This is a genomic window from Cupriavidus sp. HE11 (genome assembly GCF_056097175.1).
On record NZ_CP184465.1, the window covers coordinates 484,481 to 509,686 of the forward strand.

Annotated in this window: 24 protein-coding genes; 4 read left to right on the forward strand and 20 right to left on the reverse strand. The window is 64.8% G+C overall.

Translation table 11 applies throughout. The features are described from left to right. Nucleotides 1-13: 13 nt before the first annotated feature. The 14 genes from ACOABP_RS19625 to ACOABP_RS19690 form a co-directional block, all read right to left on the reverse strand. Complete coding sequence (locus tag ACOABP_RS19625; protein WP_474229653.1) at nt 14-2,368, reverse strand: MMPL family transporter; 2,355 nt, start codon at nt 2,366-2,368, stop codon at nt 14-16. Continuing rightward, nucleotides 2,361-2,981: an outer membrane lipoprotein carrier protein LolA gene (locus tag ACOABP_RS19630; RefSeq protein ID WP_474229654.1), complete on the reverse strand. Its 621-nt coding sequence runs from the start codon at nt 2,979-2,981 to the stop codon at nt 2,361-2,363. The genes ACOABP_RS19625 and ACOABP_RS19630 overlap by 8 nt, the downstream gene beginning before the upstream one ends. Beyond that, nucleotides 2,978-3,394 carry an acyl-CoA thioesterase gene (locus ACOABP_RS19635; RefSeq protein ID WP_474229655.1) on the reverse strand — a complete coding sequence of 139 codons (417 nt, stop codon included), beginning with the start codon at nt 3,392-3,394 and terminating at the stop codon, nt 2,978-2,980. The genes ACOABP_RS19630 and ACOABP_RS19635 overlap by 4 nt, the downstream gene beginning before the upstream one ends. Further along, nucleotides 3,372-4,409: an LpxL/LpxP family acyltransferase gene (locus ACOABP_RS19640; protein WP_474229656.1), complete on the reverse strand. Its 1,038-nt coding sequence runs from the start codon at nt 4,407-4,409 to the stop codon at nt 3,372-3,374. The genes ACOABP_RS19635 and ACOABP_RS19640 overlap by 23 nt, the downstream gene beginning before the upstream one ends. After that, complete coding sequence (locus ACOABP_RS19645) at nt 4,406-5,158, reverse strand: glycosyltransferase family 2 protein (RefSeq protein WP_474229657.1); 753 nt, start codon at nt 5,156-5,158, stop codon at nt 4,406-4,408. Before ACOABP_RS19645 ends, ACOABP_RS19640 begins: the two co-directional genes overlap by 4 nt. Continuing rightward, a complete protein-coding gene (locus tag ACOABP_RS19650; protein ID WP_474229659.1) occupies nt 5,155-6,858 on the reverse strand; it encodes an ApeI family dehydratase in 1,704 nt (567 codons plus the stop codon). Before ACOABP_RS19650 ends, ACOABP_RS19645 begins: the two co-directional genes overlap by 4 nt. Next, nucleotides 6,851-7,408 (reverse strand): COG4648 family protein, encoded by a 558-nt coding sequence (locus tag ACOABP_RS19655; protein ID WP_474229661.1) that lies wholly within the window; start codon nt 7,406-7,408, stop codon nt 6,851-6,853. Before ACOABP_RS19655 ends, ACOABP_RS19650 begins: the two co-directional genes overlap by 8 nt. 12 nt (nt 7,409-7,420) lie before the next feature. After that, on the reverse strand, nt 7,421-7,681 hold the full coding sequence (locus ACOABP_RS19660; protein WP_066737466.1) for an acyl carrier protein: 261 nt from the start codon (nt 7,679-7,681) through the stop codon (nt 7,421-7,423). Nucleotides 7,682-7,744: 63 nt separating this feature from the next. Further along, on the reverse strand, nt 7,745-8,014 hold the full coding sequence (locus tag ACOABP_RS19665; RefSeq protein WP_474229663.1) for a phosphopantetheine-binding protein: 270 nt from the start codon (nt 8,012-8,014) through the stop codon (nt 7,745-7,747). Next, entirely contained in the window at nt 8,001-8,780 is a 780-nt protein-coding gene (locus ACOABP_RS19670) for a lysophospholipid acyltransferase family protein (protein ID WP_474229665.1), read from the reverse strand. Before ACOABP_RS19670 ends, ACOABP_RS19665 begins: the two co-directional genes overlap by 14 nt. Then, nucleotides 8,773-9,531 (reverse strand): beta-ketoacyl synthase chain length factor, encoded by a 759-nt coding sequence (locus ACOABP_RS19675; RefSeq protein ID WP_474229666.1) that lies wholly within the window; start codon nt 9,529-9,531, stop codon nt 8,773-8,775. Before ACOABP_RS19675 ends, ACOABP_RS19670 begins: the two co-directional genes overlap by 8 nt. Before the next feature lie 202 nt (nt 9,532-9,733). Continuing rightward, nucleotides 9,734-10,999: a fumarylacetoacetase gene (gene fahA / locus ACOABP_RS19680; RefSeq protein ID WP_474229667.1), complete on the reverse strand. Its 1,266-nt coding sequence runs from the start codon at nt 10,997-10,999 to the stop codon at nt 9,734-9,736. Nucleotides 11,000-11,018: 19 nt separating this feature from the next. Further along, nucleotides 11,019-12,347: a homogentisate 1,2-dioxygenase gene (gene hmgA, locus ACOABP_RS19685; protein ID WP_474229668.1), complete on the reverse strand. Its 1,329-nt coding sequence runs from the start codon at nt 12,345-12,347 to the stop codon at nt 11,019-11,021. Nucleotides 12,348-12,757: 410 nt separating this feature from the next. Further along, a complete protein-coding gene (locus ACOABP_RS19690) occupies nt 12,758-13,144 on the reverse strand; it encodes a helix-turn-helix domain-containing protein (RefSeq protein WP_474229669.1) in 387 nt (128 codons plus the stop codon). 284 nt (nt 13,145-13,428) lie between these two features. Between ACOABP_RS19690 and ACOABP_RS19695 the strand changes: the two genes are divergently transcribed. Further along, the gene (locus ACOABP_RS19695) at nt 13,429-14,049 is read left to right on the forward strand and encodes a TetR family transcriptional regulator C-terminal domain-containing protein (protein ID WP_474229670.1); all 621 of its coding nucleotides are present in this window, start codon (nt 13,429-13,431) and stop codon (nt 14,047-14,049) included. Between the two features lie 327 nt (nt 14,050-14,376). After that, nucleotides 14,377-15,276: an alpha/beta fold hydrolase gene (locus ACOABP_RS19700; RefSeq protein WP_474229671.1), complete on the forward strand. Its 900-nt coding sequence runs from the start codon at nt 14,377-14,379 to the stop codon at nt 15,274-15,276. A gap of 60 nt (nt 15,277-15,336) precedes the next feature. Here the strand turns inward: ACOABP_RS19700 and ACOABP_RS19705 are convergent, their stop codons facing one another. The 5 genes from ACOABP_RS19705 to oxlT (ACOABP_RS19725) form a co-directional block, all read right to left on the reverse strand. Continuing rightward, nucleotides 15,337-16,353: a zinc-binding alcohol dehydrogenase family protein gene (locus ACOABP_RS19705; protein WP_474229673.1), complete on the reverse strand. Its 1,017-nt coding sequence runs from the start codon at nt 16,351-16,353 to the stop codon at nt 15,337-15,339. Between the two features lie 165 nt (nt 16,354-16,518). Then, complete coding sequence (gene oxlT / locus ACOABP_RS19710; RefSeq protein WP_474229675.1) at nt 16,519-17,844, reverse strand: oxalate/formate MFS antiporter; 1,326 nt, start codon at nt 17,842-17,844, stop codon at nt 16,519-16,521. 725 nt (nt 17,845-18,569) lie between these two features. Next, nucleotides 18,570-18,785, reverse strand: coding sequence for a hypothetical protein (locus ACOABP_RS19715; RefSeq protein ID WP_474229676.1), 216 nt, complete (start codon nt 18,783-18,785; stop codon nt 18,570-18,572). Between the two features lie 248 nt (nt 18,786-19,033). Further along, complete coding sequence (locus ACOABP_RS19720) at nt 19,034-19,945, reverse strand: LysR family transcriptional regulator (protein WP_474229678.1); 912 nt, start codon at nt 19,943-19,945, stop codon at nt 19,034-19,036. A gap of 48 nt (nt 19,946-19,993) precedes the next feature. Next, nucleotides 19,994-21,337 (reverse strand): oxalate/formate MFS antiporter, encoded by a 1,344-nt coding sequence (oxlT, locus tag ACOABP_RS19725; protein ID WP_066737370.1) that lies wholly within the window; start codon nt 21,335-21,337, stop codon nt 19,994-19,996. Between the two features lie 215 nt (nt 21,338-21,552). Here oxlT (ACOABP_RS19725) and ACOABP_RS19730 point away from each other — a divergent pair, with 215 nt between their 5' ends. Both ACOABP_RS19730 and ACOABP_RS19735 read left to right on the forward strand, forming a co-directional pair. Continuing rightward, nucleotides 21,553-22,512, forward strand: a complete 960-nt coding sequence (locus ACOABP_RS19730; RefSeq protein ID WP_474229680.1) for a LysR substrate-binding domain-containing protein — start codon at nt 21,553-21,555, stop codon at nt 22,510-22,512. Nucleotides 22,513-22,659: 147 nt separating this feature from the next. Beyond that, on the forward strand, nt 22,660-22,938 hold the full coding sequence (locus ACOABP_RS19735; protein WP_231906950.1) for a LysR family transcriptional regulator: 279 nt from the start codon (nt 22,660-22,662) through the stop codon (nt 22,936-22,938). 81 nt (nt 22,939-23,019) lie between these two features. On the opposite strand, the gene ACOABP_RS19740 is transcribed toward ACOABP_RS19735, so the two are convergent. After that, nucleotides 23,020-25,149: an acetate--CoA ligase family protein gene (locus tag ACOABP_RS19740; protein ID WP_474229682.1), complete on the reverse strand. Its 2,130-nt coding sequence runs from the start codon at nt 25,147-25,149 to the stop codon at nt 23,020-23,022. Nucleotides 25,150-25,206 lie beyond the last annotated feature (57 nt).

The window sequence follows — 25,206 nt, forward strand, 5'->3', positions numbered from 1 at the left end:
TTGTGTCCCGCGCCTACCTGGCGGCGGGCCTGAACCATGGCGACAGCACCCAGACCGCGCCCACGCCCGACAGCATCGTCATGCCGAACGCGTGCAGCGCCGGCGTGGACGATAGCGCGAGCAGCCCGAACGCCAGCAGCGTGCTGGCGGCCCCGAGGACGATGGCCGTCCATGACACGCCGTCGCCGGGATGTTCGAGCAGAAAGATGCCGTAGTCGACGCCAACGCCCAGCAGCAGCGCCAGCGCCAGAATCGAGAACAGCTGCAGCGGCACCTGCAGCCAGCCGAGCACGGCCACGCTGAATGCCGCCGCCAGCAGCGTAGGGACCAGCGCGCGCCAGCCTGACAGCCCGTAGCGCCATGCCAGCAGCAGGCCCACCACGCCCGCGCCGGCCAGCAGCAGCCAGCTCATCAGCACGCGGTAGTGATGCAGCAGCGATGAAAAATCGGCCACGCGATCTACCCATTCGGCGCCGGGCACCTGGCGGACCGTGGCGGCGATGGCGGGTATCTCCGCCGCATTGTCGAGGCCGCGCAGCAGCATCACGCTGGCGTAGCCGTGGCCTTCGCGGTCCAGCCACAGATGGCGCAGGGTGTCGGACACCGGATTGGTCAGCCACGCCTGCAGGGTCAGCCCATCGCCGGCGGGCGCGGCGGGTGGCGCGGCAATCGTGCCACCCAGCGCCCTGGCCACGCGCTCGCGCACCGCCGCCTCCTGGCGGTCGGCCAGCGCCGCATCGGCGCGCTGCCGGGCCGCCGAAGGCACCCAGTCGGAAATCGCCACGAAACCGCCAAACGCATGGCGATCCCGCGCGCCGGCCAGGCTGGCCTTGACCGCTTCTTCGCGCGCCAGCACTTCGTCTGGCGTGGCGCCTCGCACCAGCACGAACTGTGCGGGGCTGGGCGTGCCCAGCAGCCGGCCGATGGTACGTTGCGCCTCGATCAGCGCCGGCGGAGAACTCTGCAGCTGCCGTACGTCGTCGACCACGCGCACCTGCCACAGGCCTCCGGCAATGAACAGCCCCAGCACGCCCAGCGCCACCCAGGTGCGGCGATCGTTGCGCACCTGCGGCCAGCGCGCCAGGCTGTCGGCCAGCCATGTCGACAGCCGGGTCTGCCGCGGCGTGCCGCGATCGAGCAGCGGAAACCAGAACGCCACCGTCAGGAAGGCCCCGGTCAGCCCCACCGCCGAGAACAGCGCCATCTGCCGCAAGCCAGGGAACGGCGCGATGCCAAGGGCCAGGTATGCCATCACGCTGGTCAGCAACGCCAGCGACAGGCCGGGCAGCAGAAAGCGCATGACCGAAGGCGGCGTCGCGCGCGGCATGGCCTGCCGCGTCACGAAGTAGTGGATGCCGAAGTCCTCGGCCACGCCCATCAGGCTCGCGCCGAACACCAGCGCGATCAGGTGTACGCGACCGAACACCACGGCGGTGGCGGAAATCGCCATGGCCGTACCGATCAGCAGCGACAGGCCCACCAGCAGGATGGGCCGCAGCGATCGGAAGGCGACCCACACCAGCAGCAACACCGCCGCCAGCGAGCCCCAGCCGATCACGTTCATTTCCCAGTTGGCCTGCGATGCCGCGGCCTCGGCATGAAGCGGAATGCCGGCCATGATCACGCGCACGGCGCTGTCGCCGCCTGCCCCGTTTCGTGCTGCCGCTTCGGCCTGGCCCAGCAGGTCGCCGTAGTCGGTATTGCCGTTGGCGGAAAAGCCCGACCGGGCCGTGCGGAACGTCAGCACGATCCAGTCCTTGCCGTCGCCCGTCACCGTCGCCATGCCGTCGCGCTCGCGTACCCGCGTGGCCGCCGCGCGGTCCAGCCACCATTGCTGCCACAGGCTCAGCGGATCGGCCGCCCATTCGGTAAGCTGCGGCCCCATCGAGAACTGGTAGAGCCGCGTCAGGGCCTGCCGGGCCAGCGTATCGGGGCTTTCCGAAGACAGTTGCTGGCGCTGCGCATCTGTCAGCAGCCGGTCTCGCCACGGGCGATAAAACGCCAGCGCCGCGTCGAAATCGAAGGCGCCAAGCTTGTCCTGCGGCTGCAGCAGCGGGTTGGCCGGCCCAATGGACTGGCGGAAGCGCTCGGCAGCGGCCCGCGTATGCGCCCAGTCGTCGGCCCCGACCAGCACCACCACTTCACGCGAGACGCCTTCGCCAAGCTGCCGCAACACGCGGTCGGCCGTGGCGGTGCGCGCGCTGGTCGGCAGCAGTGCCATCACATCGGTATCGATCCGCGAGGCGCGCCAGAACTGCAGTTGATGCACGGCCACCGCGATCACCAGCAACAGCCACGCAATCGCCAGCACCCGGTCTCGCCGCGTGAGCACGCCCTGCATCGCGAGACCGCCTGCCGCATTACTCAAAGCGCTGCTCCTCTGCGGCGTCGAGCCGGTTGGCGGCCGCGGGGTTGATCATCTTGACCACGGTGCTGTCGCCGCTGGCTTCTTCCAGCCTCACGTCACGCACATACTGGTCCCCCGAGAGGTCGATGCGGGCAAACGCGCGCCGCGCGCCGGCATCGGTTGGAGTCAGCGTCAGGGTCCAGCCCCTGCTGCCTACCAGCTTGCCGGTTATCGCGAAACGGCTGGACAGGCTGCGGAAATCGCCACGCAGCATGGCGATCATCGATTCCCCCACCATGCGCATGGCCGGCTGGGCATCGGCACGCATCTGCTGTTGCACCTGGCCGTCGGCACCACGCATGACGAGCTTGTCCGGCGTCACCAGCAGGCTCGACGGCACGGGGTCGCGCGTGGTCCACACCACGCCCCGGCCGCGCGCCACCACAAAGTCGCCATGCGACACCAGCGGGTTGCTGAAGCCCGCCAGCCGGCGGGTCTGTTCGAACTGGCCGCGAATCACGGGCGCATCGGTCAGCCGCGCGGCCACCGCCGCGGGCAGGTCCTCGGCATGCAGCGGCAGCGCGGCCAGGCAGCCCAGCGCTGCCAGCGCCCGCAGGAGGTTTCGGCGCATCATCCCTGGACTCCAAGTCGTTGCAACAGCACGGGCGGGCTCGCGTACAGCATTTCCTGCGTAGCCATGTCCACGGCCACCTGGATCGAATATCCACGGGTCAGCCGCTGGCCGGTGGCCGCATCGCGCGCCTCGTAGTGGATCTTGAGCCGGTGCTCCCACTCGGCAAAGGTAGCGCGCACGATCATCGATTGCCCGTAGCGCAGCGGCCGCACGTACTTGACCCGGATGTCGATGATCGGCCAAGCAAAGCCCGATTCGCGCATCTGGGGGTAGTCGTAGTCGATCTGCTGCAGCAGCGCGCAGCGCGCCAGTTCAAAGTAGCGCAGGTAGTTGCCATGCCAGACCACGTCCATCGGGTCCAGGTCGTGGAACGCCGGCGTCAGTTCGATTTCATGATTGAGGATGTTCGGCATCTTGGTCGCGCGCAGCCTGCGAGGGATCGAGCCGGCCGACGCTGATCGGATCCCGGGCCCAGAAATCGTAGAAGTTGAACCAGTCGAACGGCGAGCGCACCACCAGCAGTTCCAGCCAGGCCACATAGCGCCGCGCCAGTTCTTCAAGCCGCGCTTCGCGCGCGGCGCGCGGCAGCGTTACGTTGCGCGCCAGTTCGGTGAAGCGGATCACGTGGCCGTTGCCGGCGCGCACGCAACCCATGGCGAACAGCGGGCACTTGAGCAGCGCCGCCAGCACGTACGGGCCCACCGGGAAGCGTGCCGGCGCGCCCAGGAACGGCACGCTCACGGCCCGGCCGCCATGCGCGGGCGCCCGGTCGCCGGCAATCGCCACGAACTCGCCGGCCTGCACGCGAGCCGACAGCTCAAGCGCCGTGGCCGGCGAGATATCGTCGATCTGGTACAGCTGCAGCATCGCGTCGGGATCGAGCCGCGCCAGGATGCGGTTGAACTGCTCGGCGTGGGCCGAATGCACCAGCACGGTCAGCCGCAGCCCTTCGATTCGGCTGGCCATGGCGCGGCACAGCTCCAGGCACCCCACGTGCGCGGTCATGATGATGCCGCCCTGGCGGCTGGCAATCTGCCTGAGCAGCACGTCGGCGCCTTCCTTGGACACGTTCTCGAAGCGATAGCGGCCACCGATGGCCAGCAGCTTGTCGAGGATGGTGTCGCCGAACGAGAACAGGTGGTTCAGCGAATGACGCCAGGTGGGCCGCGTGCCAACGGCCCCGGTGGCCGCTTCCAGGCGTTGCAGGTAGTCCGTGGAAGAGCGGCGCGCCAGCGGATAGGCCAGCCAGAAGTACGCCACCACCGGCACCATCACCAGCCGGAACAGCGTCCGCCCGAACACCCGGTACAGCGCATACAGCAGCCAGATGCCCCACACGCAGGTGGCCTCGCCAATGGCGCTCCAGTGCTGCGAGCGCTGCGGGCGGTCGGACGACGACTGCGAGGAATCGGGATGGACGACGCTCATGCCGTCCTCACCTTGCGCCATAGCAGCGACGGCGCGCGCCAGATCATGCCCACGAACAGCCGGGTCAGCATGCCGGCGATCAGCAGGTTGTCCTGCAGCATGCGGAAGTGCGACACGCCATCGGACGGATACGTGACCCGCGTGGGCACGTTGACCACCGGCGCCCCCTGCCAGTACAGCCGCACGATCACCTCGGTATCGAACTCCATGTGATGGCCCAGGCGGCTGTCGGCCATCAGCCTGGTGACCGCCGACAGCGGATACGCGCGCAGGCCGCACATCGAATCGCGGATATCGAACGACAGCGTGATCAGCCAGACCATCACGTGGGTCAGGTAGCGGAAGTAGAACCGGTGCCTGGGCACGGTGTCGTCGTAGACCGGATAGCCGGCGATCACGGCGTCCGGGTGCGACCGGGCCAGGTCCAGGAAGCGCGCAATGTCGTTGGCGTCGTGCTGGCCGTCGGCATCGATCTGCAGCGCGTGCGTATAGCCGAGCCGCGCCGCCGTGCGAAAGCCGGCCATCATCGCTGCGCCCTTGCCCTGGTTCTGCGGCAGCCGTTCCAGCAGCACGCGGCCTGGATGGGCGTCGGCAATCTGGCGCAGCACCGCCTCGCACTCCGGCCCACTGCCGTCATCGACCAGCAGGCAGGGCCACGGATGGCGCAGGATCGCCTCGACCATGGCGCCGATGGCATGCTCATGGTCGTAGACCGGAACCAGCACGATGGGGCGGAATACTGCGCTCATGAAGCTACGGGATGAAATACGATCTTGCCGCTCGCATGCGGGCCGGCATCGGAGGTCAATCGGAAACCGAGCACGCATTCGGCCGGCTGCCAGGCCAGCGCGAGCCTGACACGGGTGCCGGGCCGGATGACTGCCTGGAACTTGAGCATGTCGAGCCGCGCGAAACGCTCGCGCGGCGGAATGGCGAGCCGCTCGGGGGCCAGCGCCATGACCCAGTCCACCTGGGCCACGCCGGGCACCACCGGCATGCCGGGGAAATGCCCATCGAACACGGCCAGGTCGTCGGCGATGTCCAGTTCGGCCTGTGCGGACGTGGCGTCGGCCGCCACCCAGCGCGCCGCCGGCACGGCGTGCCGGAACAGCTCGCGCAGCATGGCCTCGGTGGTCTTGCCCTGCGCATTGGCGGGCAGTTCGCGCGGAAACACCCAGCGGCGCGGCAGTGCCAGCGGGTCGATGGCTCCCGCCAGGCACTGGCGCAGTGTGCGCACCACGGCGGGCCGGCCCTGTTCATCAAGCAGGCGTTGACCGGCATCGTCCAGCACAGCCACCGCGCCAACGCGCTCGCCCACGGCGGTCGCAATCATTGCCACGCGGGCCTCGCGCACCAGGGACGACGCGCCCAGGCGTTGCTCGATGGCCGTCAGCGAAACGCGTTTTTCCTCGATCTTGACGATGCGGTCGGCCCGGCCGGCCAGCACGAAGCCGCCGTCCTGCGTGGGCAGTGCGCGATCGGCGCAGACATACCAGTCGTCATCCGCCAGATGCGCGGAACGTACGGCAAGGTGCCCGTCCTGCAGGCGCCAGGCCACGCCCGGCAGCGGCGTCCAGGCATCGGCGTGATACTGGCGCTGGCGCCAGGCGACGCCACCGGTTTCGGAGCTGCCGAAGACCTCGACCGGGGACACCCCGGCCAGGCGCAGCACATCGGCCGATGCCTCGGCCGGCAACGGGCCGCCCGACGAAAACACCGCGTGCAAAACGCCCTGCGTGGCGGGCCAGTCGAGCCCGGCAGGCATCCGCCGCAGGTGGGCGGGGCTGCTGACCAGGATGGCCGGACGGCGGTCGGTGGCGCACTGGCTCACCAGTTCTTCTAGGAAAGCCAGCCGGCTCTGCGGGATGTCGCGGTCCGCGGCAAGCGGCCACAGGATCGTGAACAGCAAGCCGTAGATATGCTGGTGCGACACCGTGGTCAGCACCCGTACATCGGCCGGCATCCGCGCGCCGAACGCCTGTTGCAGCGCGCGCAGTTCGCCATCGAGCTGGGCAAGCCGCTTCGGCAATGCCACGGGCGTGCCGGTCGAGCCTGACGTGAACAGCGTGACCCAGGTATCGTCCGGGGACAGCGGAGCCCAGTCAAGGCCCGGCTGGGACCCTGCCGGGCCGGGGCCAGCCTGCAGGCCATCCGGCAGGTCGCCGGCCAGGCCGTCGACCGCGTCTCGCAGGGCTGCAATGGTTTCCGCGCGATTGTCGCCGGGCAATACCACCTGCTTGCCCGCATGCCATGCGCCAAGCAGCGCAGCGGCAAACGCGCCGGGTTGGTCCAGGTACAGCGCCCAGCGCTGCCCGGCCTGTGCCGCAAATGCCCGGCGCCAGGCCGCCACATGGGCCACAAAGCCGGCTGCGGCGGCCTGCGTGGCGAGCCGGGACATCGCCCCGCTCACGCCAGCCACGCTGCCTGCGTCTGTCACGCGCTCAACCATGATGGCCCTCCGCATGACGGGCCCTGACGCGCTGGCGCACCAGCCATTCACCGGCAAACATCGCACCGATCAGGCCATAGGCAATGGCGCCGTTATACAGCGCCCAGACCTGGTCGCTGGCGGCAAACGCCGTCACGGCGGCAACCGTGCCATTGCAGACGAAGAACACGCACCAGGCCTGCGTCACACGGCGCGTATAGGCCACGCCATGCTCGGGCAGGTCCGGCTCACGCAGGCGCGCCAGCCGCTCGACCAGCGTGGGCGGATAGGCAAGGCTCCAGCCGAAAACGCCCAGCAGCGCCACGTTGACGAGTACGGGATAAATTTTCAAAGGCAACGGGTGGTCGGACACCAGTACCACGGCGGCCAGCACGCCCGCCAGCAAGGCCAGCAGGCGCCAGCCGGCCTGGCGGCTGGTGGTGGCACGCAGCAGCGCGAGCGCCACCAGCGCCAGCGCCATCACGCGCGGCGAGTAATGCTGCAAGCCAAAATAGATCACGAGCGGGTATGCCATCGTCAGCAGCCCCAGCCCCAATTTGCGCCATGCCATGCTGTTCCAGAATCAGGCGGTGGCCGCCGGGGAATCGATCAGTTGCGCAAGCGTTCTCACCACGTCTCCCACAGTCTTCACCGACTTGAATTGTTCCGGTTTCAGGGGGTGGTGCAACATCGGTTTCAGTCTGACAAGCAGGTCTACCGCATCGATGCTGTCGATATCGAGATCGTCGTAGAGGCGAGCTTCGGGCGTGATGCGCCCGGGCGCGATCTCGAACATCTGCTCGAGCACCGCAGCCACGCGTGCAAGGATTTCATCGTGCGTCATGATTCGCTCCGCATTTCCCCCGTCAAACAAAGTGCGCATTAAAAGTGATGTTTACGCCGCAATTCACCTTGCGGACTTGTCGCGTTGCGATGCCACATAGGCGGCCAGCGTGGCCACGCTGGCAAAACGGGCGCGCATTTCTTCCTTGTCGCCCTTCATCGTGATGCCGTACTTCTTCTGCAGCGCGAGACCGAGTTCCAGCGCATCGATCGAATCGAGGCCAAGCCCCTCGACGAACAGCGGCGCCTCGGCATCGATATCGTCCGGCGCGATGTCCTCCAGCGACAGCGACGCGATGATGAGTTCCTTGATTTCCTGTTCAAGCGCCTTCACGGCGAATCTCCCTCGTAAAAAAATCGGATAGTGAGCGGGTCAGACGCCGCACCGCCTGCACGGCCTCGGTCTCAACGGGCATCCAGGCGGCCACGCTGACATCGGGATGGACGTCGATCTCGTAGCAGGGCCGTCTGGCCGGCACGCGATACCACTTGTCACCTTTTGTCAGCGTAGGCGGTTCGCAGCGAATCACCACTGGCGTCAGATCAAAGCCACCGCGCACGGCCACATTGGCGGCGCCGCGCTGCAGTTGCAGCGGTTCGCCCGGCCGCGTGCGCGTGCCCTCCGGAAAAATGATCAGGTTGCTGCCCGCCCGCAGCGAAGCGATGCAGTCCTCGACCATCGCCGCGCCGCCTGCGTCGTTGCGAATCCATCCGGTGGCAGCCACGGCGGCGCTGGTGAACGGGTTGCGGGCCAGGTCGGCCTTGACCACGCAATCGGCGCCGCGCGTAAGCGTCATCAGGAACACGATGTCGATCAGCGACGGATGATTGGCCACGATCAGCAGGCCGCCGCGACGTAGCCGTTCGCCATTGCGCACGCGGTATTCGATCACACCCAGGCTGCACATCAGCCAGAGAAATCCGCGGAGCGTATGATGAATCACATCCCGGCAGACACGACGATGCGTGTCCGCAGACCATGGCATCAGCGAGAGCACGGGAAACACCACCAGGCGGACCAGCAGCCCGCCAATGCCGAAAACGATGAAGCACAGCGCGGTTGCCAATACCCGCCAGCCGCGTTCGATGCGGTCAACCATGTCGCTGCCACCTCCATGCGGCGTTTTCGCCACGATGCAGCAGCATCGGCTCGTCCGTCAGGACAAAGCGCAGCACGTCCAGGCCATGTGGCAGCAAGGCAGGCGGACGCGGCGCATCCAGGCTGTCCGGCTCGATGATTTCCAGGCTGAAGGCCGGATGGCGGCCGTCCGGCCGGCCAATGTGCCAGGCCCAGCCGAACAGGCACTGCGGCTCGTCGGCGAAATCCAGATAGGGATCGGGAAGCGGCGTGTCGTAGCAGACCACCAGCACCTCGTCCGCGTCCTCCTCCAGCAGCGCGCAGGCTTCGACCAGCGCATTTTCTGCGGTATCGCGCCCGGCCGAGAGCGCCTGCATGTTCGACGGATCGCGCCGGTCGATCGAAAACATGGCGCCGATGGCGTTGTGAACCGACAGGCCAAAGGCCGTGGGCGACAGCGGCTGGCCGTTGGCGAGCTCGCCCAGCATTTCGTAGGCACGGTGGGAATCGCCATGACGGGAGGCAAATACGGCGGGAATGCCCTTCGGCGTACCGGTTGCCTCGTCAACAGCAGCGATATCGTAGGCGGGATGGAGCGCGGCGCGGCCCGTGACGTTGACACGACGGCGCAGCATCGGGGCCATTGCCGCCAGCGCGGGCAGGTCCGTCCCCTCCGGCAACCAGGGCGCCTGGCTCCAGGCCTGCCAGTCGGCGGAAGTCTGCAATGCCGGCGCACAGGCGGCCCATGCGCGAATGTCGAATTGAAGTGCCATGCCGTGCGCGTGGGGAGGGAAAGTGATCCAGTCTGCCGCCAGCATGCGATATCTGGTCGGCGACGCATTCTCCCACGCCACAGATAGCGGTGGCTGTGCCAGAACGTAACTGGAATGCAAAATTGTAACAAGGCAGATGCGGCACTTGGCCGGATCCGCCTTGTCGTTTCCCCTACTACCCGACGCGATGCCGGCCGGCCGTTCAGCGTGGCGCGGGCAGTATCTGGCCAGTCACCGCGCCGAAACCGACGCGGTAGCCATCGCCCTGGCACCAGCCGGTCATGGTCACCGTATCGCCATCTTCCAGGAAGCCACGGGTGACACCATCGGCCAGCGTCACGCGCTCGGCGCCATTGCGCGTGGTTTCCAGCAGGCTGCCGAACGAATCGGGCGTGGTGCCGCTGATCGTGCCCGATCCCATCAGGTCACCCACCCGCACGTTGCAGCCCGACACCGTGTGGTGCGCCAGCTGCTGCGCCATGGTCCAGTACATTGCCTTGAAGTTGGTGCGGCAGACCGTGGTGGCCGTAGCCGCGCCTTGCGGCTGCAGCGCGACTTCCAGCGCAATGTCGTAGGCGTTGCGGGCCGGTTGCTGCAGGTACGCCAGCGGCTCCGGCGACTGCGCCGGGTTCTCGCTGCGGAACGGTTCGAGGGCGTCCATCGTGACGACCCACGGCGAGATCGAGGTGCCGAACCCCTTGCTGTTGAACGGTCCGAGCGGCACGTATTCCCATTGCTGGATATCGCGTGCGCTCCAGTCGTTCAGGATCACCATGCCGAACATGTGCGCAGACGCTTCGGCGGTGCTGACGGGCTCGCCCAGATTCGACGGCTTGCCGACGATGAAGGCCATTTCCAGTTCGTAGTCGAGCTTGCGGCACGGGCTGAACACCGGGCGCGCCTCGTCGGGCAGCTTGACCTGGCCATTCGGACGGCGCAGCGCCGTACCGCTGACCACCACCGAGCTGGCGCGGCCGTTGTAGCCGATGGGGATCTCCAGCCAGTTAGGCAGCAAGGCATTGGCCGGATCGCGGAACATGCGGCCCACGTTGGTGGCATGCTCGCGCGACGAGTAGAAATCCGTGTAGCCGGGTATGTCCACCGGCAGATGCAGTGTCGCCGCCGACACCGGCACCAGCGCCTTGTCACGCAGGGCGCCGTTGCCGGCCAGCGTCTGGTTATCGGCGGATAACAGGGCCGTCAGGGCGGCGCGCGTGTCGGTCCACACCGGCTTGCCCAGCGCGATAAAGCGGTTCAGGTTCGGCGCGGCAAAGGCGCCCTTGACGGCGGCAGGCAGCAGGCCGGCATCGTCCAGCACCGACAGATCGAGCACCTGGTCGCCGATCGCCACGCCGACGCGAGGCGCGCTGTTACCCATCGAAAAAATGCCATACGGCAGGTTCTGGAGCGGAAAGTGGGTCTGGCCGTCGTTGGCCGAAGCGACCCAGCTGGTCTTGGGGGCAGTCATTGTTCTGTAACTCCGGAAATCAGCGCACGTTCGGGTTGAAATGCTTCTTCAGGCCCTGCCAGCACGTGTAGTAGTCGTGCTGCAGCAGCGCCGATTCGGCGGCATGACGGGTGGGACGGATCACGCCCGGCGTTTCGAACATGAACGCCATCGTGTCGGTGATGTGGTGCGGCGTGTCGGTGTCCGACGCCGACGCGCGCTCGAATGTTTCCGCATCGGGGCCATGGCCGCTCATGCAGTTGTGCAGGCTGGCGCCACCGGGCGCGAAGCCATCGGCCTTGGCATCGTAGACGCCGGCGATCAGGCCCATGAACTCGCTGGCGATATTGCGATGGAACCATGGCGGGCGGAACGTATCCTGCGCAGCCAGCCAGCGTGGGCCGAAGATCACGAAATCGATGGTGTCCACGCCCGGCGTGTCGGACGGCGACTGCAGCACCAGGAAGATCGACGGGTCGGGATGGTCGAAGCTGATCGAGCCAATCGTGTTGAAGTGCCGCAGGTCGTATTTGTACGGCGCGTAGTTGCCATGCCAGGCCACCACGTCCAGCGGCGAATGATCGATCTCGGCGCGCCAGAGATTGCCCTGGAAGCGAGCCACCAGCTCGAACCTGCCTTCGCGGTCTTCATAGCTGGCTACGGGCGTCAGGAAGTCGCGCGGGTTGGCCAGGCCGTTGGAGCCGATCACGCCCAGGTCGGGCAGCTTGAACAGCGCGCCGTAGTTTTCGCAGATATAGCCGCGCGCCTCGCCGTCGGGCAGTTCCACACGGAAGCGCACGCCGCGCGGAATCACCACGATCTCCTGCGGCTCGACGGCCAGACGCCCCATCTCGGTGGCGATCAGCAGGCGGCCCTGCTGCGGCACGATCAGCATTTCGCCATCGGCGTTGTAGAAATAGCGGTCCTGCATCGACCGGTTGGCCAGATACAGATGAATGCCGCAACCAGTCTGGGCCTCGGGGCCACCATTGCCGGCCATCGTCACGATGCCATCGACAAAATCGGTGGGCGCGGACGGCATCGCCGGCGGGCTCCAGCGCATCTGGTTAGGCGACGGCGGCACCTCGTCGAAACGGCTCAGCCAGCGGTCCTGCTCGATACGCTCGAACGGCTTGTGCATGGCCGCCGGACGAATCCGGTACAGCCACGCACGGCGATTGTGGGCGCGCGGCGCCGTAAAGGCCGTGCCGGAAATCTGCTCGGCATACAGGCCATACGGGGCGCGCTGCGGCGAATTGCGGCCCACGGGCAAGGCGCCGGGCAGCGCCTCGGTGGCGAATTCATTGGCGAAGCCGGACATGTACTCGGCGATCTTCGTGTCGGCCGTGTGCAGTTGTGTTTGCGTCATGGAGTCTTCCTCTCACACCTCCGCCGGCTTGAAAGCCGGCGTTTGTCATCGGCATGGCGTTGGCGCCATACCCATCAAATTACGGTTAGTAAAATTGATTTACCAAATCGTAATCATGCTGACGAGCGATGTCAAACCACAATTACGATAGGTCAGCGAGCGGACGAGCGAAGGCGCGCCGGCAGACGCCAGCGCGCAAGGCGACAGCGGCGATCAGCGGCGTAACGTCAGGAAAAAGGGAAAAGCGGAGACAGCGGCGCGCGAAAGCACGCTGCAAGGAGGCAGCAAGAAGGCGCGCCATCCGATGTGGCGGCCGGCAGGACAAGCGGCGCCAGGGCAGACGCCAGGCGCAGCCAACGGAATTCGTGACAGGACGGGTGGTTGCCTGTCCTGTCACGAATCCTGAGGGGTCAGACGGGCTTGTGGCCCTCCCCCGATGCGGGGCCCGAACCAAAACCACCGGACGACGGCGTCGATGTAGCCGGTGCAGCTGTCGCGGCAGGCTGGCCTGCCATCGAGGCAGCCGTCACCCCGCCATTACGGCTGGCAATGAACGCGTTCACGTCGGCGGCAAGATGCTGTGGCGCAAGCACCACTTCAAGACCCAGCGCCTCGCAGGCCGCCAGGAAAGTGGACATACGCGGGTCGGCCTGACCCGATTCGGCACGAAGATATGCCTCGCGGGAAATCCCGGCCTTACGGGCGACGTCCTCCTGCTTGAGCTTGCGCGCTCGACGCAACGCCCGCAGTTGCCGGAACGGTTCGCTAGCGCCTCTTGGCACGGCTGTACTGTTCATGTCGGTCTCCAGTCACCAGTGAAAAAAAAGTGCGCGGACGTGCATTCGAGTATAGAGCACGTAAAGCGTTCCGTAAGGTCTGTTGTGGAACACTTTTACAGATTTCTTATGATGGCTTGATCTTCGCCGCCGGACTCTCATCCAAACGGCGGATAAAGCACAGCATCCCTCCTCCCGCCCCCACATAACGACAGTGCGCGCTTTGCGTTGACGTCACATCAGTATCGTCCATGTGTGGCACAAGGCAAGTTGACAAACCGACCGGTCGTGCTATTCTCCATCGCATGCAAAAGGGACAACTCACGCGCACCGCGATCATCGAACAGGCTCTGCAGTCGGCCACCCAGGTCGGCTTCGAGCAGTTGTCGCTCGCCACGCTGGCCGCCGACACCAATATGTCGAAGAGCGGCCTATACGCACACTTCAAGTCGAAGGAAGCGTTGCAGGAGGCCGTGCTGGCTCGCGCGATGGAGCGATTCTCCGAAATCGTGGTGCAGCCGGCGATGCGCCAGGACCGTGGCATCGCCCGACTGGAAACGCTGTTCGACGGCTATCTGGTCTGGATCGCCGGCGCGGTCATCGAAGGCGGCTGCGTGTTCATGGCGCTGTCGCAGGAGTACCGCAACCGGCCCGGCATTATCCGCGACAGGCTGGTACAGGCCTTCAAGGACTGGCACAGCACCATCGTGCGCGTGGTGACCGATGCCGTGGACGAAGGCGACCTGCATGCCGATACCGATCCGCGCCAGTTTGCCTTCGAGATGGCAGGCATCGGCATGTCGTTCCAGTCGTCGTCCAGACTGATGGCTCGCGCCGACGCGGAAGTGATGGCCCGGCGTGCGTTCGCACGGCTGGTCAATGACGTCAAAGAGAATCGCGCCAGGGAGGCCGCCGGAACAAACTGAGCCGGCAGGAATGCTGCGCCCTGCGAAGGCGATCCCAGAACGTCCGTGCGCCGTGAGACAGCGGCGCGGCGGAGTGGAGGGTGGTTCAGGCGGCATTTTTGCCCTGTTTTCTTGCCCTGAAAATAGCACGACTGGTCGGTCGTAAAGCATAAAAAAGATGAGGCCAGCACGGTCTTGTCACCGGCCAGATCGGTAAATGATCCGTTGGAGGTGTTCGTCGTGCCGCAAGTGCTGTCATCCACATCCCAACGCCCCACCAGCCCGGACGCTGGTGGTGCCCTCCCCCGTTCTCCCCAGACCGTTGCTGGCGCACTGCAAGCCAGTGTCATGGCATGGCGTCGGCTGCGCTGGCAAGCCGGCAGCCTGTTCTTTCCGACCGCGACCGCCACGGCGCTGGAGCGCCTGTGGTTCAGTCCGCCGCGGGGCAAGCACAGTCCCGAAGGCCGCCGGCTGCTGGATTCCGCCCGCACGGAATGGGCACTCGTGACGGGCCAGGGCGCCAGCCGTCGCGTCCGGGTGTATCGCTGGGGCAACAAGGGGCCGGTCGTGCTGCTCGCTCACGGCTGGGGAGGCAATGCCGGCCAGTGGCATGCGGTTGTCGGCGGCCTGTTGTCGGCAGGCATGCGTGTGGTGGCATTCGATGCGCTGTCGCACGGCGCGTCGGATGCAGGTGCGCGAGGCCAACAGCAAACTTCGATACTGGAAATGGCGAGATCGCTATTGGCAGTAGCCTGGCATGTCGGGCCGGTACATGCCGTCGTGGCGCATTCGCTCGGCGGCGCCGCGGCCGCGCAGGCGATCCGCGAGGGCCTGCCAGCACGCGGCGTGGCGATGATCGGCGCGCCTGCCGACATGTACGACGCATGCTCGGCGATGGCCTGGCAGCTTGGCATCGCGCCGCATGTGCTGGACCGCATGCAACGCCGCAGCGAGCAATGGCTGGGCGCGAGCTGGTCCACGTTCAACGTTCCCGATATCGGCCGGACGCGTCCGGTGCCGCCGCTGCTGGTGATTCATGACCGCGACGACAAGGAAGTGCGCTGGGAAGATGGCGCGGCCATTGTCGGCGCATGGCCGGACTCGCGCCTGATCACTACCGAGGGTCTGGGTCACCGGCGCGTCCTGCGCGATGCCGATGTCATCGCGCATCTCACGCGCTTCGTGTGCGGCCTGGCTGCCGCGCCGGCCCTGCCCCCGATGTCGTTCAGAGCTCCCGCGTCGCAATAATACGGAGTCCGGACTCGCCGTCCATGCCGTGCTGACTACAGCATGGCCGTTAATTGCGGATCAGAACCCTTGCAGCACCAGCTTGCCGATGGTCTGGCCGCCTTCGAGCAAGGCATGAGCCCGCCGCAGGTTGTCGGCACGGATGGCACCCAGGTTGTCGCCCACCGTGGTCTGCAGCTTGCCCGCGTCTACCAGTCGCGCCACTTCGTTCAGCAGGCGGTGCTGGGCGATCATGTCGGGCGTCTCGAACATCGCACGCGTGAACATGAATTCCCACACGAACGTGGCGCTCTTGCTCTTGAGTTCACCCACGCTCAGCGGGCCGGCGTTCTCGACGATCGAGCAGATCTTTCCCTGCGGTGCAATCGCTTCGGCCATCGCGTGGAAATGGCGATCCGTATCGTTAAAGCACAGGATGTAGTCGACGTGCGCAAACCCCAACGCGCGCAGTTGCTTCGGCATGTCCTGGCGGTGGTCGATCGTGTGATCGGCGCCCAGGCGGCGGCACCATGCCTCGGATTCCGGGCGCGAAGCCGTGGCGATCACGGTCAGGTCTGCCAGCACCTTGGCAAGCTGGATGCCGATCGACCCCACACCGCCTGCCCCGCCAATGATCAGCACCGACCTGCCGGCATCGTCGCCCTTTGGCGAAACGCCGAGCCGGTCGAACAACGCTTCCCAGGCCGTGATTGCCGTCAGCGGCAACGCGGCGGCTTGCGGGAAATCCAGCGATGCGGGCTTGTGGCCGGCAATGCGTTCGTCGACCAGATGAAATTCGCTGTTGGCACCGGGCCGGGTAATGCTGCCCGCGTAGAACACCGGATCGCCCACCTTGAACAGCGTCACCTCGGGGCCCACCGCCACCACGGTACCGGCGGCGTCCCATCCCAGCACGCGCGGAGCGCCCTCGACCTTTTCCTTCGGCGCACGCACCTTGGTGTCCACCGGATTCACGGCAATGGCTTCCACCTTGACCAGCAGGTCGCGGCCAGTGGCTTCGGGCTTGGGAATCTCCACATCGACCAGCGACTGGGGATCGGAAATGGGCAGGTAACGGGTCAGGCCGATGGCTTTCATGTCAGCATCCTTTTTAAGAATCACGGGATGGATGCATCGTAGCCAATCGCCACCAGATTGATTAGCCGGATAGTATTGCAATCACTTTCCCGTTTTCCAGGAAAATCGGGCCAAACAAAAAGCCCGCACGAAGCGGGCTTTTCGCTTTCCATGATACGAAGGCGATCAGGTCAGGTCATCCGGCACCGGGCGATAGCCCATCGGAGACGTCGTGCTGTCCTGGACGAACTTTTTTGCGTGCGCCTCGCGCATCGGCTTGAGCAGGAAGATCGCCATCAGCGCCGAGACCGCCGCCATGCCCGATGCCAGCATGAACACCGCGTGCCAGTCACCGGTGGCCGCCGTGATCACGCTCGAGAACGGCACCAGCAGCGCAGCCGTACCCTTGGCCGTGTAGAGCATGCCGGCATTGGTCGCCGCGAACTTCGGGCCGAATGTATCGCCGCAGGTGGCCGGGAACAAGCTGTAGATTTCACCCCAGGCGAAGAACACGATGCCCGTCAGGATCACAAATGCCACAGGGTTGTGACCGTAGTTGGCCAGCAGCAGAATACCCACCGCCTCCACCGCGAACGCCAGGAACATCGTGTTTTCCCGACCGATATTGTCCGACACCCAGCCGAAGAACGGGCGTGTCAGGCCATTCAGCACGCGGTCGATGGTCAGCGCGAAAGTCAGCGCCGGCAAGGTCAGTCCGAGGATCGACACTGGCGAATCGTGCAGGCCGAAATCCTTGGCGATCGGACCCAGCTGCGCGGTAGCCATCAGGCCGCCCGCCGCCATCATCACGAACATCGCGTACATGACCCAGAAGATCGGCGACGAGAGCACCTGGCGTGGCGATGCGTTGTAGGTGGTCGCGGCCTTGAGCGTCGACTTCACGTCCGCCAGGATCTTGGCCGACGGCGGCAGCAGCAGCATGCCCAGGATCATGACGATGATGCCCTGCCCCAGACCGAAGTACAGGAACGTGGCCTCATAGCCGCTGCTCTTGATCATGTTCGCGATTGGCACGACAGTCGCGGCCGAACCGGCGCCGAAGCCCGCGGCCGTCAGGCCCGCTGCCAGCCCCCGGCGATTCGGAAACCACTTCAGCGCGTTACCCACGCAGGTGCCATACACCGCGCCCGCGCCGACACCACCGATTGCCGCGGCCACGTAGAGCATCGGCAGCGACGACGCCACCGAGTTCAGCGCCCAGGCCACCGCGCACAGCAGGCCGCCACCCACCACCACCGGGCGCGGGCCATACTTGTCCACCAGGTAGCCTTCGATCGGCACCAGCCAGGTTTCGGTGACCACGAAGATCGTGAATGCCACCTGGATTGCCGTGCGGCCCCAATGGTACTTGTCGTCAATCGGGTTGACGAACAGGGTCCAGCCATACTGCATGTTGGCGATCATCGCCATACAGATCACGCCAAATACAAGCTGCGTCCACGGCGATGAATACCAGGACGCTTGCGCGCTCGCGCTCTGCCGACTTTCCATGGTGTCTCCTTCAGGCGGGTGGGCCCGCTGTTGTGGATCGGCATCTGCATTGGATGCCTGTGGTGTGTGCTGCTTTCTTGTTGTCGAACGGCTTAGCCGCTCTAGTGCTATACAGTATGTGGTATATCAAGCAAGTCAAGACCATTCGGCGCGTTACCTGACCTATCAGGCAGACATTCGAAAGCACGCAGTCGCGTGACCCCGGCGACTGGTGCATCGGGTGCATGAAAGCCCCCGCCGCCGGCAGTCCAATCCCCTTCCCGATCAGTCACTTAGGCATGGAACCGGCATCAATGAAAAATGCTGCGGCGCATGTCGCGGATTACCCCATCTAGGGAAAGTCCCAAGCGTTGCGGCGACGTCGAATCATCAGCGGACAGACTGAATCTGGCGCGATTCAGGATCACGGCGAATGGACACGGATAAGGCGGGAACGGAGCGGGACGGGGGATTCCGGAAAGATCCGGAGACAACTGCGGAGGGGAATACGGACGGAAGTGCGCTGGGACAGATGCCAGGCTGCGTCGCGACCTGAGATCACGGGCGCAGGGGCATGGAGACACGTCTTGCGAAAAGACGGAGAAAACGGCCGCGGAGGACTGCGGATACTGCGTGCTGCGGGAGTTGCCGGCCGCTACAACTTCCCCACTACAACCAACTGCGAACTACAAGTACTACGGGTGCTACGGGTGCTACGGGTACTGCAAGAAACCATCGAACAGCGATCAGGCGTGCAGGAAACGCGGCTGGAGCACCATATCCGATGCCGAGCTGCCGATGCCGGTGGACGGCTCTTCCGAAGAACCCAGACCAGCGAAACGGCCATGTTCCTGGGCGGTGGTCAGCAGGCCCATCGGCAGGAAGCTGGCCAGCACATAAGTAACGGTGACACCCAGCGAAACAACACCGAGAGCGAGAAGGGTAAGCAGCGTGGCGTTCATGAAAACTCCTAAGTCGTAAGGATCAAGGTGTATTCATTATATGCTGCACTGCGAGGTCTGTAAATATTTGGTATGTGATATATCTAGAGAGGAATCGCTCTAAAAACAACAACGCACCCCTTGGGGTGCGTTGTTCGTCTCAAATACGTGCCGTGCAGGGGCTGAATTCGGCCAATCAAGGGATAAAAGTGCCAAAACCGTCGCAAAAATATTTACTGCGGCGCGACACGTGAATCCCGTTCATCGCCCTACCCTACTTTCTTCAACAGGCCCTGGTCGTATTCCTGCGCGCGCAGGTTGTCCCAGACCGCTGCCGCGTTCGGCTTCAGCGAGCGTGCCTTGCGTCGGACCAGCATGACGTTGGACGTCACCTGGGGCCGCAACGGTCGCAGGACAGCAGCGGGAGCCATGCCGCTGGCCTGCGCACGTGACGGCACCACGCCGATGCCCAGCCCCATCGCCACCATGCCGAAGATGGCCGCGAAATGCCCGAGCAGCTGCAGCGAGCCAGGCCTGACGTGATACGTGGACAACGCACGCTCCACGGCGGGCTGGACCCCGGAGTTCTGGTCCAGCGACAGCACCGACGCATCGGCCAGCTCGCCCCACCCCAGCGATTCGCGCGACGCCAGCGGATGGTCCGCTGGCAGCACGGCCTGGAGCGGGTCCACGCACAGCGGCTCGCAGTAGAGATCGTCGCAAGCGGCAGGATTGCTGGCGATACCGAAATCCACCTCGCCGCTGCGCACGCTCTGCAGCACGCATTCATGGGAACGGTCGCGCAGCGTGATACCGATGCCGGGCCACGCCTTGCGGCAGCCCGCCAGCCACATCGGCACCGACATCGACGACAGCACGGGGTCGGTGGCAATCTGCACCGTGCCCTGGCTTGGCTTGCCGGTGCCATGGCTGTCGCGCAGCGTCTGCTCGACTTCCTCTATCAGATGGCAGATGCGTTGCGACAGCATTTCACCCGCGTCGGTCAGCTCCACCTGGCGCGTAGTGCGGTCGAACAGCCGCTGGTCGATCTCTTCTTCTAGCTCGCGCACGCTGCGGCTGATTGCCGATTGCGTGAGACCCAGTTCCGCCGCGGCGCGCGTAAAGCTTTTCTGGCGCGCTACCGCGGCAAAGGCCTTCAACTGAGGAAGCGAAACATTCATGGTGCCGCTCCTTCCTTGCTGGGTACTGCCGGGGTTGGGGGGCTCAGGTTATTCACCCTTGCCCGTGGAAAAACCTGCCATGTAGGTACCGGTATCGCTGACGGGCTGCGCCTCGACGTGGCCCGTGATAAAGCGGCGGCGCATCGGCTGCAGTACGAACTTGGCGGACAGCCCCGCCGCCACGGTCATCACGGCCGCCACGGCAAACACCAGGTTCCAGCCACCCGTATGCGACAGCACCGATGCCACCGGCACCAGCAGCGCAGCCGTACCCTTTGCCGTGTACAGCGTGCCGGCATTGGCCGCGGCAAACTTGCTGCCGAACGTATCGGCACACAGCGCCGGGAAGATCGAGAAGATCTCGCCCCAGAACAGGAACGTCAGCGCGGCGAACAGCATGAACATGTAGGGGTCGTGGCCGAACTTCATCAGGCCGATCAGCGACAGCCCTTCACCGATAAAGATCAGGAACATCGTATTTTCCCGACCAATGCGGTCCGAGACGAAACCGCACAGCGGACGCGTCAGCCCGTTGCACAGGTTGTCGATCGACAGCGTCATCGTCAGCAGCGGCAGCGTCATGCCCAGCATCGTCACCGGCATCGTCGCAAACCCGAAGTCCTTGGCGATGGGGCCCAGTTGCGCGGTGGCCATGATGCCGCCCGCGGCCACGGCCACGAACGAGATGTAGATCACCCAGAACACCGGCGTGCGCACCATCTGCCCTGGCGTGAATTCCACCGGGTTGGTCAGGATCTTCTTGTTGGCCACCAGCCCCTTGGGCGGCTGCGGCTTCACCAGCAGCAGGGCCATGATGAAGATCAGTACGCCCTGCAGGATGCCGAACGTGAAGAACGCGTTCTCATAACCCGTCTTCTGGATCATGTTGGCGATGGGGATCACCGTCAGCGCCGAACCCGCGCCAAAGCCGGCGGCGGTCAGGCCGGCGGCCAGGCCGCGCTTGTCCGGGAACCACTTCAGCGCATTGCCCACGCAAGTGCCATAGACGCCGCCCGCGCCGATACCGGCGATCACCGCCGCCGCGTAGAGCATCGGCAGCGACGTGGCATAGGAATTCATGACCCACGCCAGCCCCGCGCAGATTGCGCCGCCGGCCACCACGGGGCGCGGGCCAAACTTGTCCACGAGCCAGCCTTCCAGCGGCACGAGCCAGGTTTCAGTGACGATAAAAATGGAAAAGGCGATCTGGATCGCAGATTCGCCCCAATGATGCTTCGCGTTCATAGGCGTTACGAACAACGTCCAGCCATACTGGAGGTTCGCCACCAGGCCCATACAGAGCACGCCGATAAATAGCTGGAACCAGCGGTTGCGGAGCAATCCGCCGTTGGAATTGCCCATGGCGGGGCCTGCCGCATTGATGTGCGCCATGTCGTGTCTCCTTGCATTAGTGTCATGCGCGCTCTGCGGCGCGCGTTGTGGGCTGGCCTTTGGGGGGGCCGCCCGCTTTCACTACTGAATGAGCGCGCCTGACATTGCGGCACGTGTATTCGTGGATTGATGCTACTTCAAACTTAGATCAGCACAGCATAAAGTTTTTTATTATGATCATTGACGATCCTTTATAGATTGCAGGATATCGTGCAATGAAAAATGCCACGCTGCGCCAGCTGAAAGTCTTCGAAACGGTGGCCCGCCACCTGAGCTTCTCGCGCGCTGCCGAAGAGCTGCATCTCACGCAACCTGCTGTTTCTACACAGGTTCGGCAGCTCGAGCTGCATGTCGGGCTGCCCCTCTTCGAGCAGCTTGGCAAGCGAATCTTCCTGACGCCTGCCGGCACGGAAATGCTCCATTACAGCCGCAGCATCATTCAGCAATTTCGTGAAGCCGAAGACGCAATGGCGCAGCTTAAGGGTATTTCCGGGGGCCGCCTGAACGTTGCCGTGATCAGTGCGGGCGACTATTTCTTTCCCCGCCTGCTGGCCGAATTCATGAACCGGCATGAGTCGGTCACATTGAATCTTGCAGTGCACAACCGCGAGGAACTGCTGCACCAGCTGGCGGGCAACCTGACCGACCTGGCCGTCATGGTACGCCCCCCCGAGGGCATGGACACCATTGCCGAATCGTTCGCCCCGCACCCCTACGTGATCGTCGCCGCGCCCAACCATCCGCTGGTGGGCCAGCGTAATATCCCGCTGGCGGGCCTGGCCGCGGAAGCGTTCGTGTCGCGCGAAAAAGGCTCCGACACCTGGAACTCGATGCAGGAAGGCTTTGCGGGCCGGCTGTCGAACCTGCGTATCGCGATGGAGATCAAGAGTACCGAGACCATCAAGCAGGCCGTGATCGCCAACATGGGCATCGCATTCCTGTCCGCGCATACGGTGGGCCTGGAACTGCAGACCGGCAAGCTTGCCGTGCTTGATATCGAAGGCTTTCCAGTGATGCTGAACTGGTACGTGGTCCATCGCAAGAACAAGCGCCTGCCGCCGGTTGCGCTGGCGTTCAAGCAGTTCCTGATGGAGGAAGGCCATACGCTGATCCAGCAGATCACGGGCGTTGAGGGCCTGATCCATCCCGCGCGACACAGGTCATCCCATGCATAAGTAATGACTTATGGTTTTTCGATAAAACTTTAATTATCGTAAATCGTTCCTCCTGTCTAAGCTTCGGACATCACACGCTGAGATGTGTGCCAACTACAGGAGACGATCATGAACCACCTCCAATCCGACGCGCCCGCCACCGCCGCAATGTCGACGGCCGTCCGCGAGATGCGCCACGTTGATCGTGAGGTCCAGCTGGCCGCCTACAATGCCGCGTTCACCGAACTGGGCCTGCGTTTCCGCTGGGACGCGCCGATGTTCGAATGGCTGTGCGGTATCGAATGCGAGAAGGCGCGCGTCACGCGCTATATCGAGCAATACCATGCCCACCTGCTGAACGCCTACGATGCGCCGTTCCTGAGCCAGCTGATCTTCGACAAGAAGAACGAGTACCTGCGTGGCATGGCCGGCGCTGGCGCGAACTAAGTTCCCGCGCATCGCCAGATCGACAAGGGCCCCGTCACGGGGCCCTTGGCTTTTCAACGATCTCCTACATCGACGGCTACCTCAGATCTTCCCGGCACCGCGCGCCCACTTGTACTTGGCTCCCAGCACCGCCACCGGGATTTCCGTCGAGTATGCGTAGGCCGGCACGCCATGCTCGTACAGGTATTCGGCCGCTTCCTCCACCTGCACGTCGCCAGCCAGCGACGCGACGATCGGCTTCTCGATACCCAGCGCCTTCATTTCCTCCTTGACCTCGATCACCAGCCTGGCAAACACCATCGGAGGCGTGATGATCGTGTGCCAGTAGCCCAGGATGATCGCGTGGATGCGCGGATCCTCCAGGCCCAGCCTGATCGTGTTCTTGTAGGTCGAAGGTGGCTCGCCACCGGTGATGTCCACCGGGTTGCCCGCCGCGCCGAACGGCGGGATGAACTTGCGGAATGCGGCGTCCAGGTCCTCGGGCATGCCCATCAACGACAGGCCGTTGTCCACGCAGGCGTCTGACAGCAGCACGCCCGAACCACCCGCGCCGGTAATGATCACCACGTTCTCGCCCTTCGGCGTCGGCAGCTTCGGAATGCCCCGCGCGAACTCCAGCAGATCGCGCAGCGAACGGGCGCGGATCACGCCGGCCTGCCTGAATACATCCTCGTAGATCTTGTCATTGCCGGCCAGCGCGCCCGTGTGCGAGCTGGCCGCCCGGGCGCCCAGGCTGGTACGGCCCGCCTTGAGCACCACCACCGGCTTCTTCTGCGAAACGCGGCGGGCCACTTCGGCAAACGCACGGCCATCCTTCAGGTCTTCGCAATGCTGGGCGATGATCTCCGTGTTCTCGTCCTGCTCGAAGAACGTCAGCAGATCGTCTTCGTCGATATCCGATTTGTTGCCCAGGCCCACGATGGCCGACACGCCCATCTTTGCCGACCGCGAGAAACCAATGATCGCCATGCCGATGCCACCCGATTGCGACGACAGCGCCGCCTTGCCCTTGACGTCGTACGGCGTGCAGAATGTCGCACAGAGGTTCTTCGGCGTGTAGTAGAAACCGTAGATATTCGGCCCCATCAGGCGGATGTCGTGCTTGCGCGCGATCGCCACGATCTCCTCCTGGCCGGCGACGTTGCCCGTTTCGGCAAATCCCGACGGAATCAGTACGGCGCCCGGGATGCCCTTCCTGCCAACTTCCTCCAGCGCCTGCGCCACGAACCTGGCGGGAATGGCGAAGACGGCCACATCGACTTCGCCCGGTACATCGAGCACGCTCTTGTAGGCCGCCATGCCCATGATCTCTTCGGCCTTCGGGTGGATCGGATAGATCTTGCCCTGGTAGCCACCGTTGATCAGGTTCTTCATCACCGAATTGCCAATCTTGCCGTCCTCGGCCGACGCACCGATCACGGCCACGGTATCGGGCTTCATGATGCGGTTCATCTGGCGCACGATGTCTTCCTGGCTCGGGCGATATTTCTCCGGCTGCGGCGAATGGTCAACCACGATCCGCACGTCTGCGGCAATCGCACCGCTGGCGCTGGCGAAGACCGGATTCAGGTCCAGTTCGGAGATTTCCGGGAAATCACTGACCAACTCCGACACGCGCTGGATCATGCTCGCCAGTGCCTCGCGGTTGGCCGGTTCGGCGCCGCGCACGCCCTTGAGCACTTCGGCGGCGGCGATGCCGTCGAGCATCGACAGCGCGTCATCGTACGAAGCCGGCGCCATGCGGAACGTGATGTCCTTGAGCACTTCCACCAGCACGCCACCCAGGCCGAACGCCACCAGCTTGCCGAACGACGGGTCGGTCACGGCACCGATGATGACTTCCTGTCCACCGGCGATCATCTGCTGCACCTGCACGCCGACGATATTGGCGTCCGCCTTGTATTTCTTCGCGTTCTCGATGATCGTCAGGTAGCCCTGCTCCACCTCGGCCGCCGACCTCAGGCCCACCAGCACGCCACCGGCCTCGGTCTTGTGCAGGATGTCGGGCGACACGATCTTGAGCACCACAGGGAATCCCATCTTGCCGGCCAGCTCGACGGCACCGGTCGGCGACTTCGCCACGCCCTCGCCCGGCACCGAAATGCCATAGGCGTCGCAAACCAGCTTGCCCTCGGGCGCAGTCAGTGCATCGCGGCCCTCTTCCTTGACGGTCGCGAGGATCTTGCGTACCGCATCCTTGTCATGTGCCATGTCAGGTCTCCATCTGTATCGGGCGGGATCACCGCCAATATTGAGGCGTGCAAAAGG

Bases quoted from the DNA above. Each gene is read 5' to 3' on its own strand.
- ACOABP_RS19630 (WP_474229654.1), bottom strand. From the start codon at position 2,981: ATGATGCGCCGAAACCTCCTGCGGGCGCTGGCAGCGCTGGGCTGCCTG.
- ACOABP_RS19635 (WP_474229655.1), bottom strand. From the start codon at position 3,394: ATGCCGAACATCCTCAATCATGAAATCGAACTGACGCCGGCGTTCCAC.
- ACOABP_RS19640 (WP_474229656.1), bottom strand. From the start codon at position 4,409: ATGAGCGTCGTCCATCCCGATTCCTCGCAGTCGTCGTCCGACCGCCCG.
- ACOABP_RS19645 (WP_474229657.1), bottom strand. From the start codon at position 5,158: ATGAGCGCAGTATTCCGCCCCATCGTGCTGGTTCCGGTCTACGACCAT.
- ACOABP_RS19650 (WP_474229659.1), bottom strand. From the start codon at position 6,858: ATGGTTGAGCGCGTGACAGACGCAGGCAGCGTGGCTGGCGTGAGCGGG.
- ACOABP_RS19655 (WP_474229661.1), bottom strand. From the start codon at position 7,408: ATGGCATGGCGCAAATTGGGGCTGGGGCTGCTGACGATGGCATACCCG.
- ACOABP_RS19660 (WP_066737466.1), bottom strand. From the start codon at position 7,681: ATGACGCACGATGAAATCCTTGCACGCGTGGCTGCGGTGCTCGAGCAG.
- ACOABP_RS19670 (WP_474229665.1), bottom strand. From the start codon at position 8,780: ATGGTTGACCGCATCGAACGCGGCTGGCGGGTATTGGCAACCGCGCTG.
- ACOABP_RS19675 (WP_474229666.1), bottom strand. From the start codon at position 9,531: ATGGCACTTCAATTCGACATTCGCGCATGGGCCGCCTGTGCGCCGGCA.
- fahA (WP_474229667.1), bottom strand. From the start codon at position 10,999: ATGACTGCCCCCAAGACCAGCTGGGTCGCTTCGGCCAACGACGGCCAG.
- hmgA (WP_474229668.1), bottom strand. From the start codon at position 12,347: ATGACGCAAACACAACTGCACACGGCCGACACGAAGATCGCCGAGTAC.
- ACOABP_RS19690 (WP_474229669.1), bottom strand. From the start codon at position 13,144: ATGAACAGTACAGCCGTGCCAAGAGGCGCTAGCGAACCGTTCCGGCAA.
- ACOABP_RS19695 (WP_474229670.1), top strand. From the start codon at position 13,429: ATGCAAAAGGGACAACTCACGCGCACCGCGATCATCGAACAGGCTCTG.
- ACOABP_RS19700 (WP_474229671.1), top strand. From the start codon at position 14,377: ATGGCATGGCGTCGGCTGCGCTGGCAAGCCGGCAGCCTGTTCTTTCCG.
- ACOABP_RS19705 (WP_474229673.1), bottom strand. From the start codon at position 16,353: ATGAAAGCCATCGGCCTGACCCGTTACCTGCCCATTTCCGATCCCCAG.
- oxlT (WP_474229675.1), bottom strand. From the start codon at position 17,844: ATGGAAAGTCGGCAGAGCGCGAGCGCGCAAGCGTCCTGGTATTCATCG.
- ACOABP_RS19715 (WP_474229676.1), bottom strand. From the start codon at position 18,785: ATGAACGCCACGCTGCTTACCCTTCTCGCTCTCGGTGTTGTTTCGCTG.
- ACOABP_RS19720 (WP_474229678.1), bottom strand. From the start codon at position 19,945: ATGAATGTTTCGCTTCCTCAGTTGAAGGCCTTTGCCGCGGTAGCGCGC.
- oxlT (WP_066737370.1), bottom strand. From the start codon at position 21,337: ATGGCGCACATCAATGCGGCAGGCCCCGCCATGGGCAATTCCAACGGC.
- ACOABP_RS19730 (WP_474229680.1), top strand. From the start codon at position 21,553: ATGAAAAATGCCACGCTGCGCCAGCTGAAAGTCTTCGAAACGGTGGCC.
- ACOABP_RS19735 (WP_231906950.1), top strand. From the start codon at position 22,660: ATGTCGACGGCCGTCCGCGAGATGCGCCACGTTGATCGTGAGGTCCAG.
- ACOABP_RS19740 (WP_474229682.1), bottom strand. From the start codon at position 25,149: ATGGCACATGACAAGGATGCGGTACGCAAGATCCTCGCGACCGTCAAG.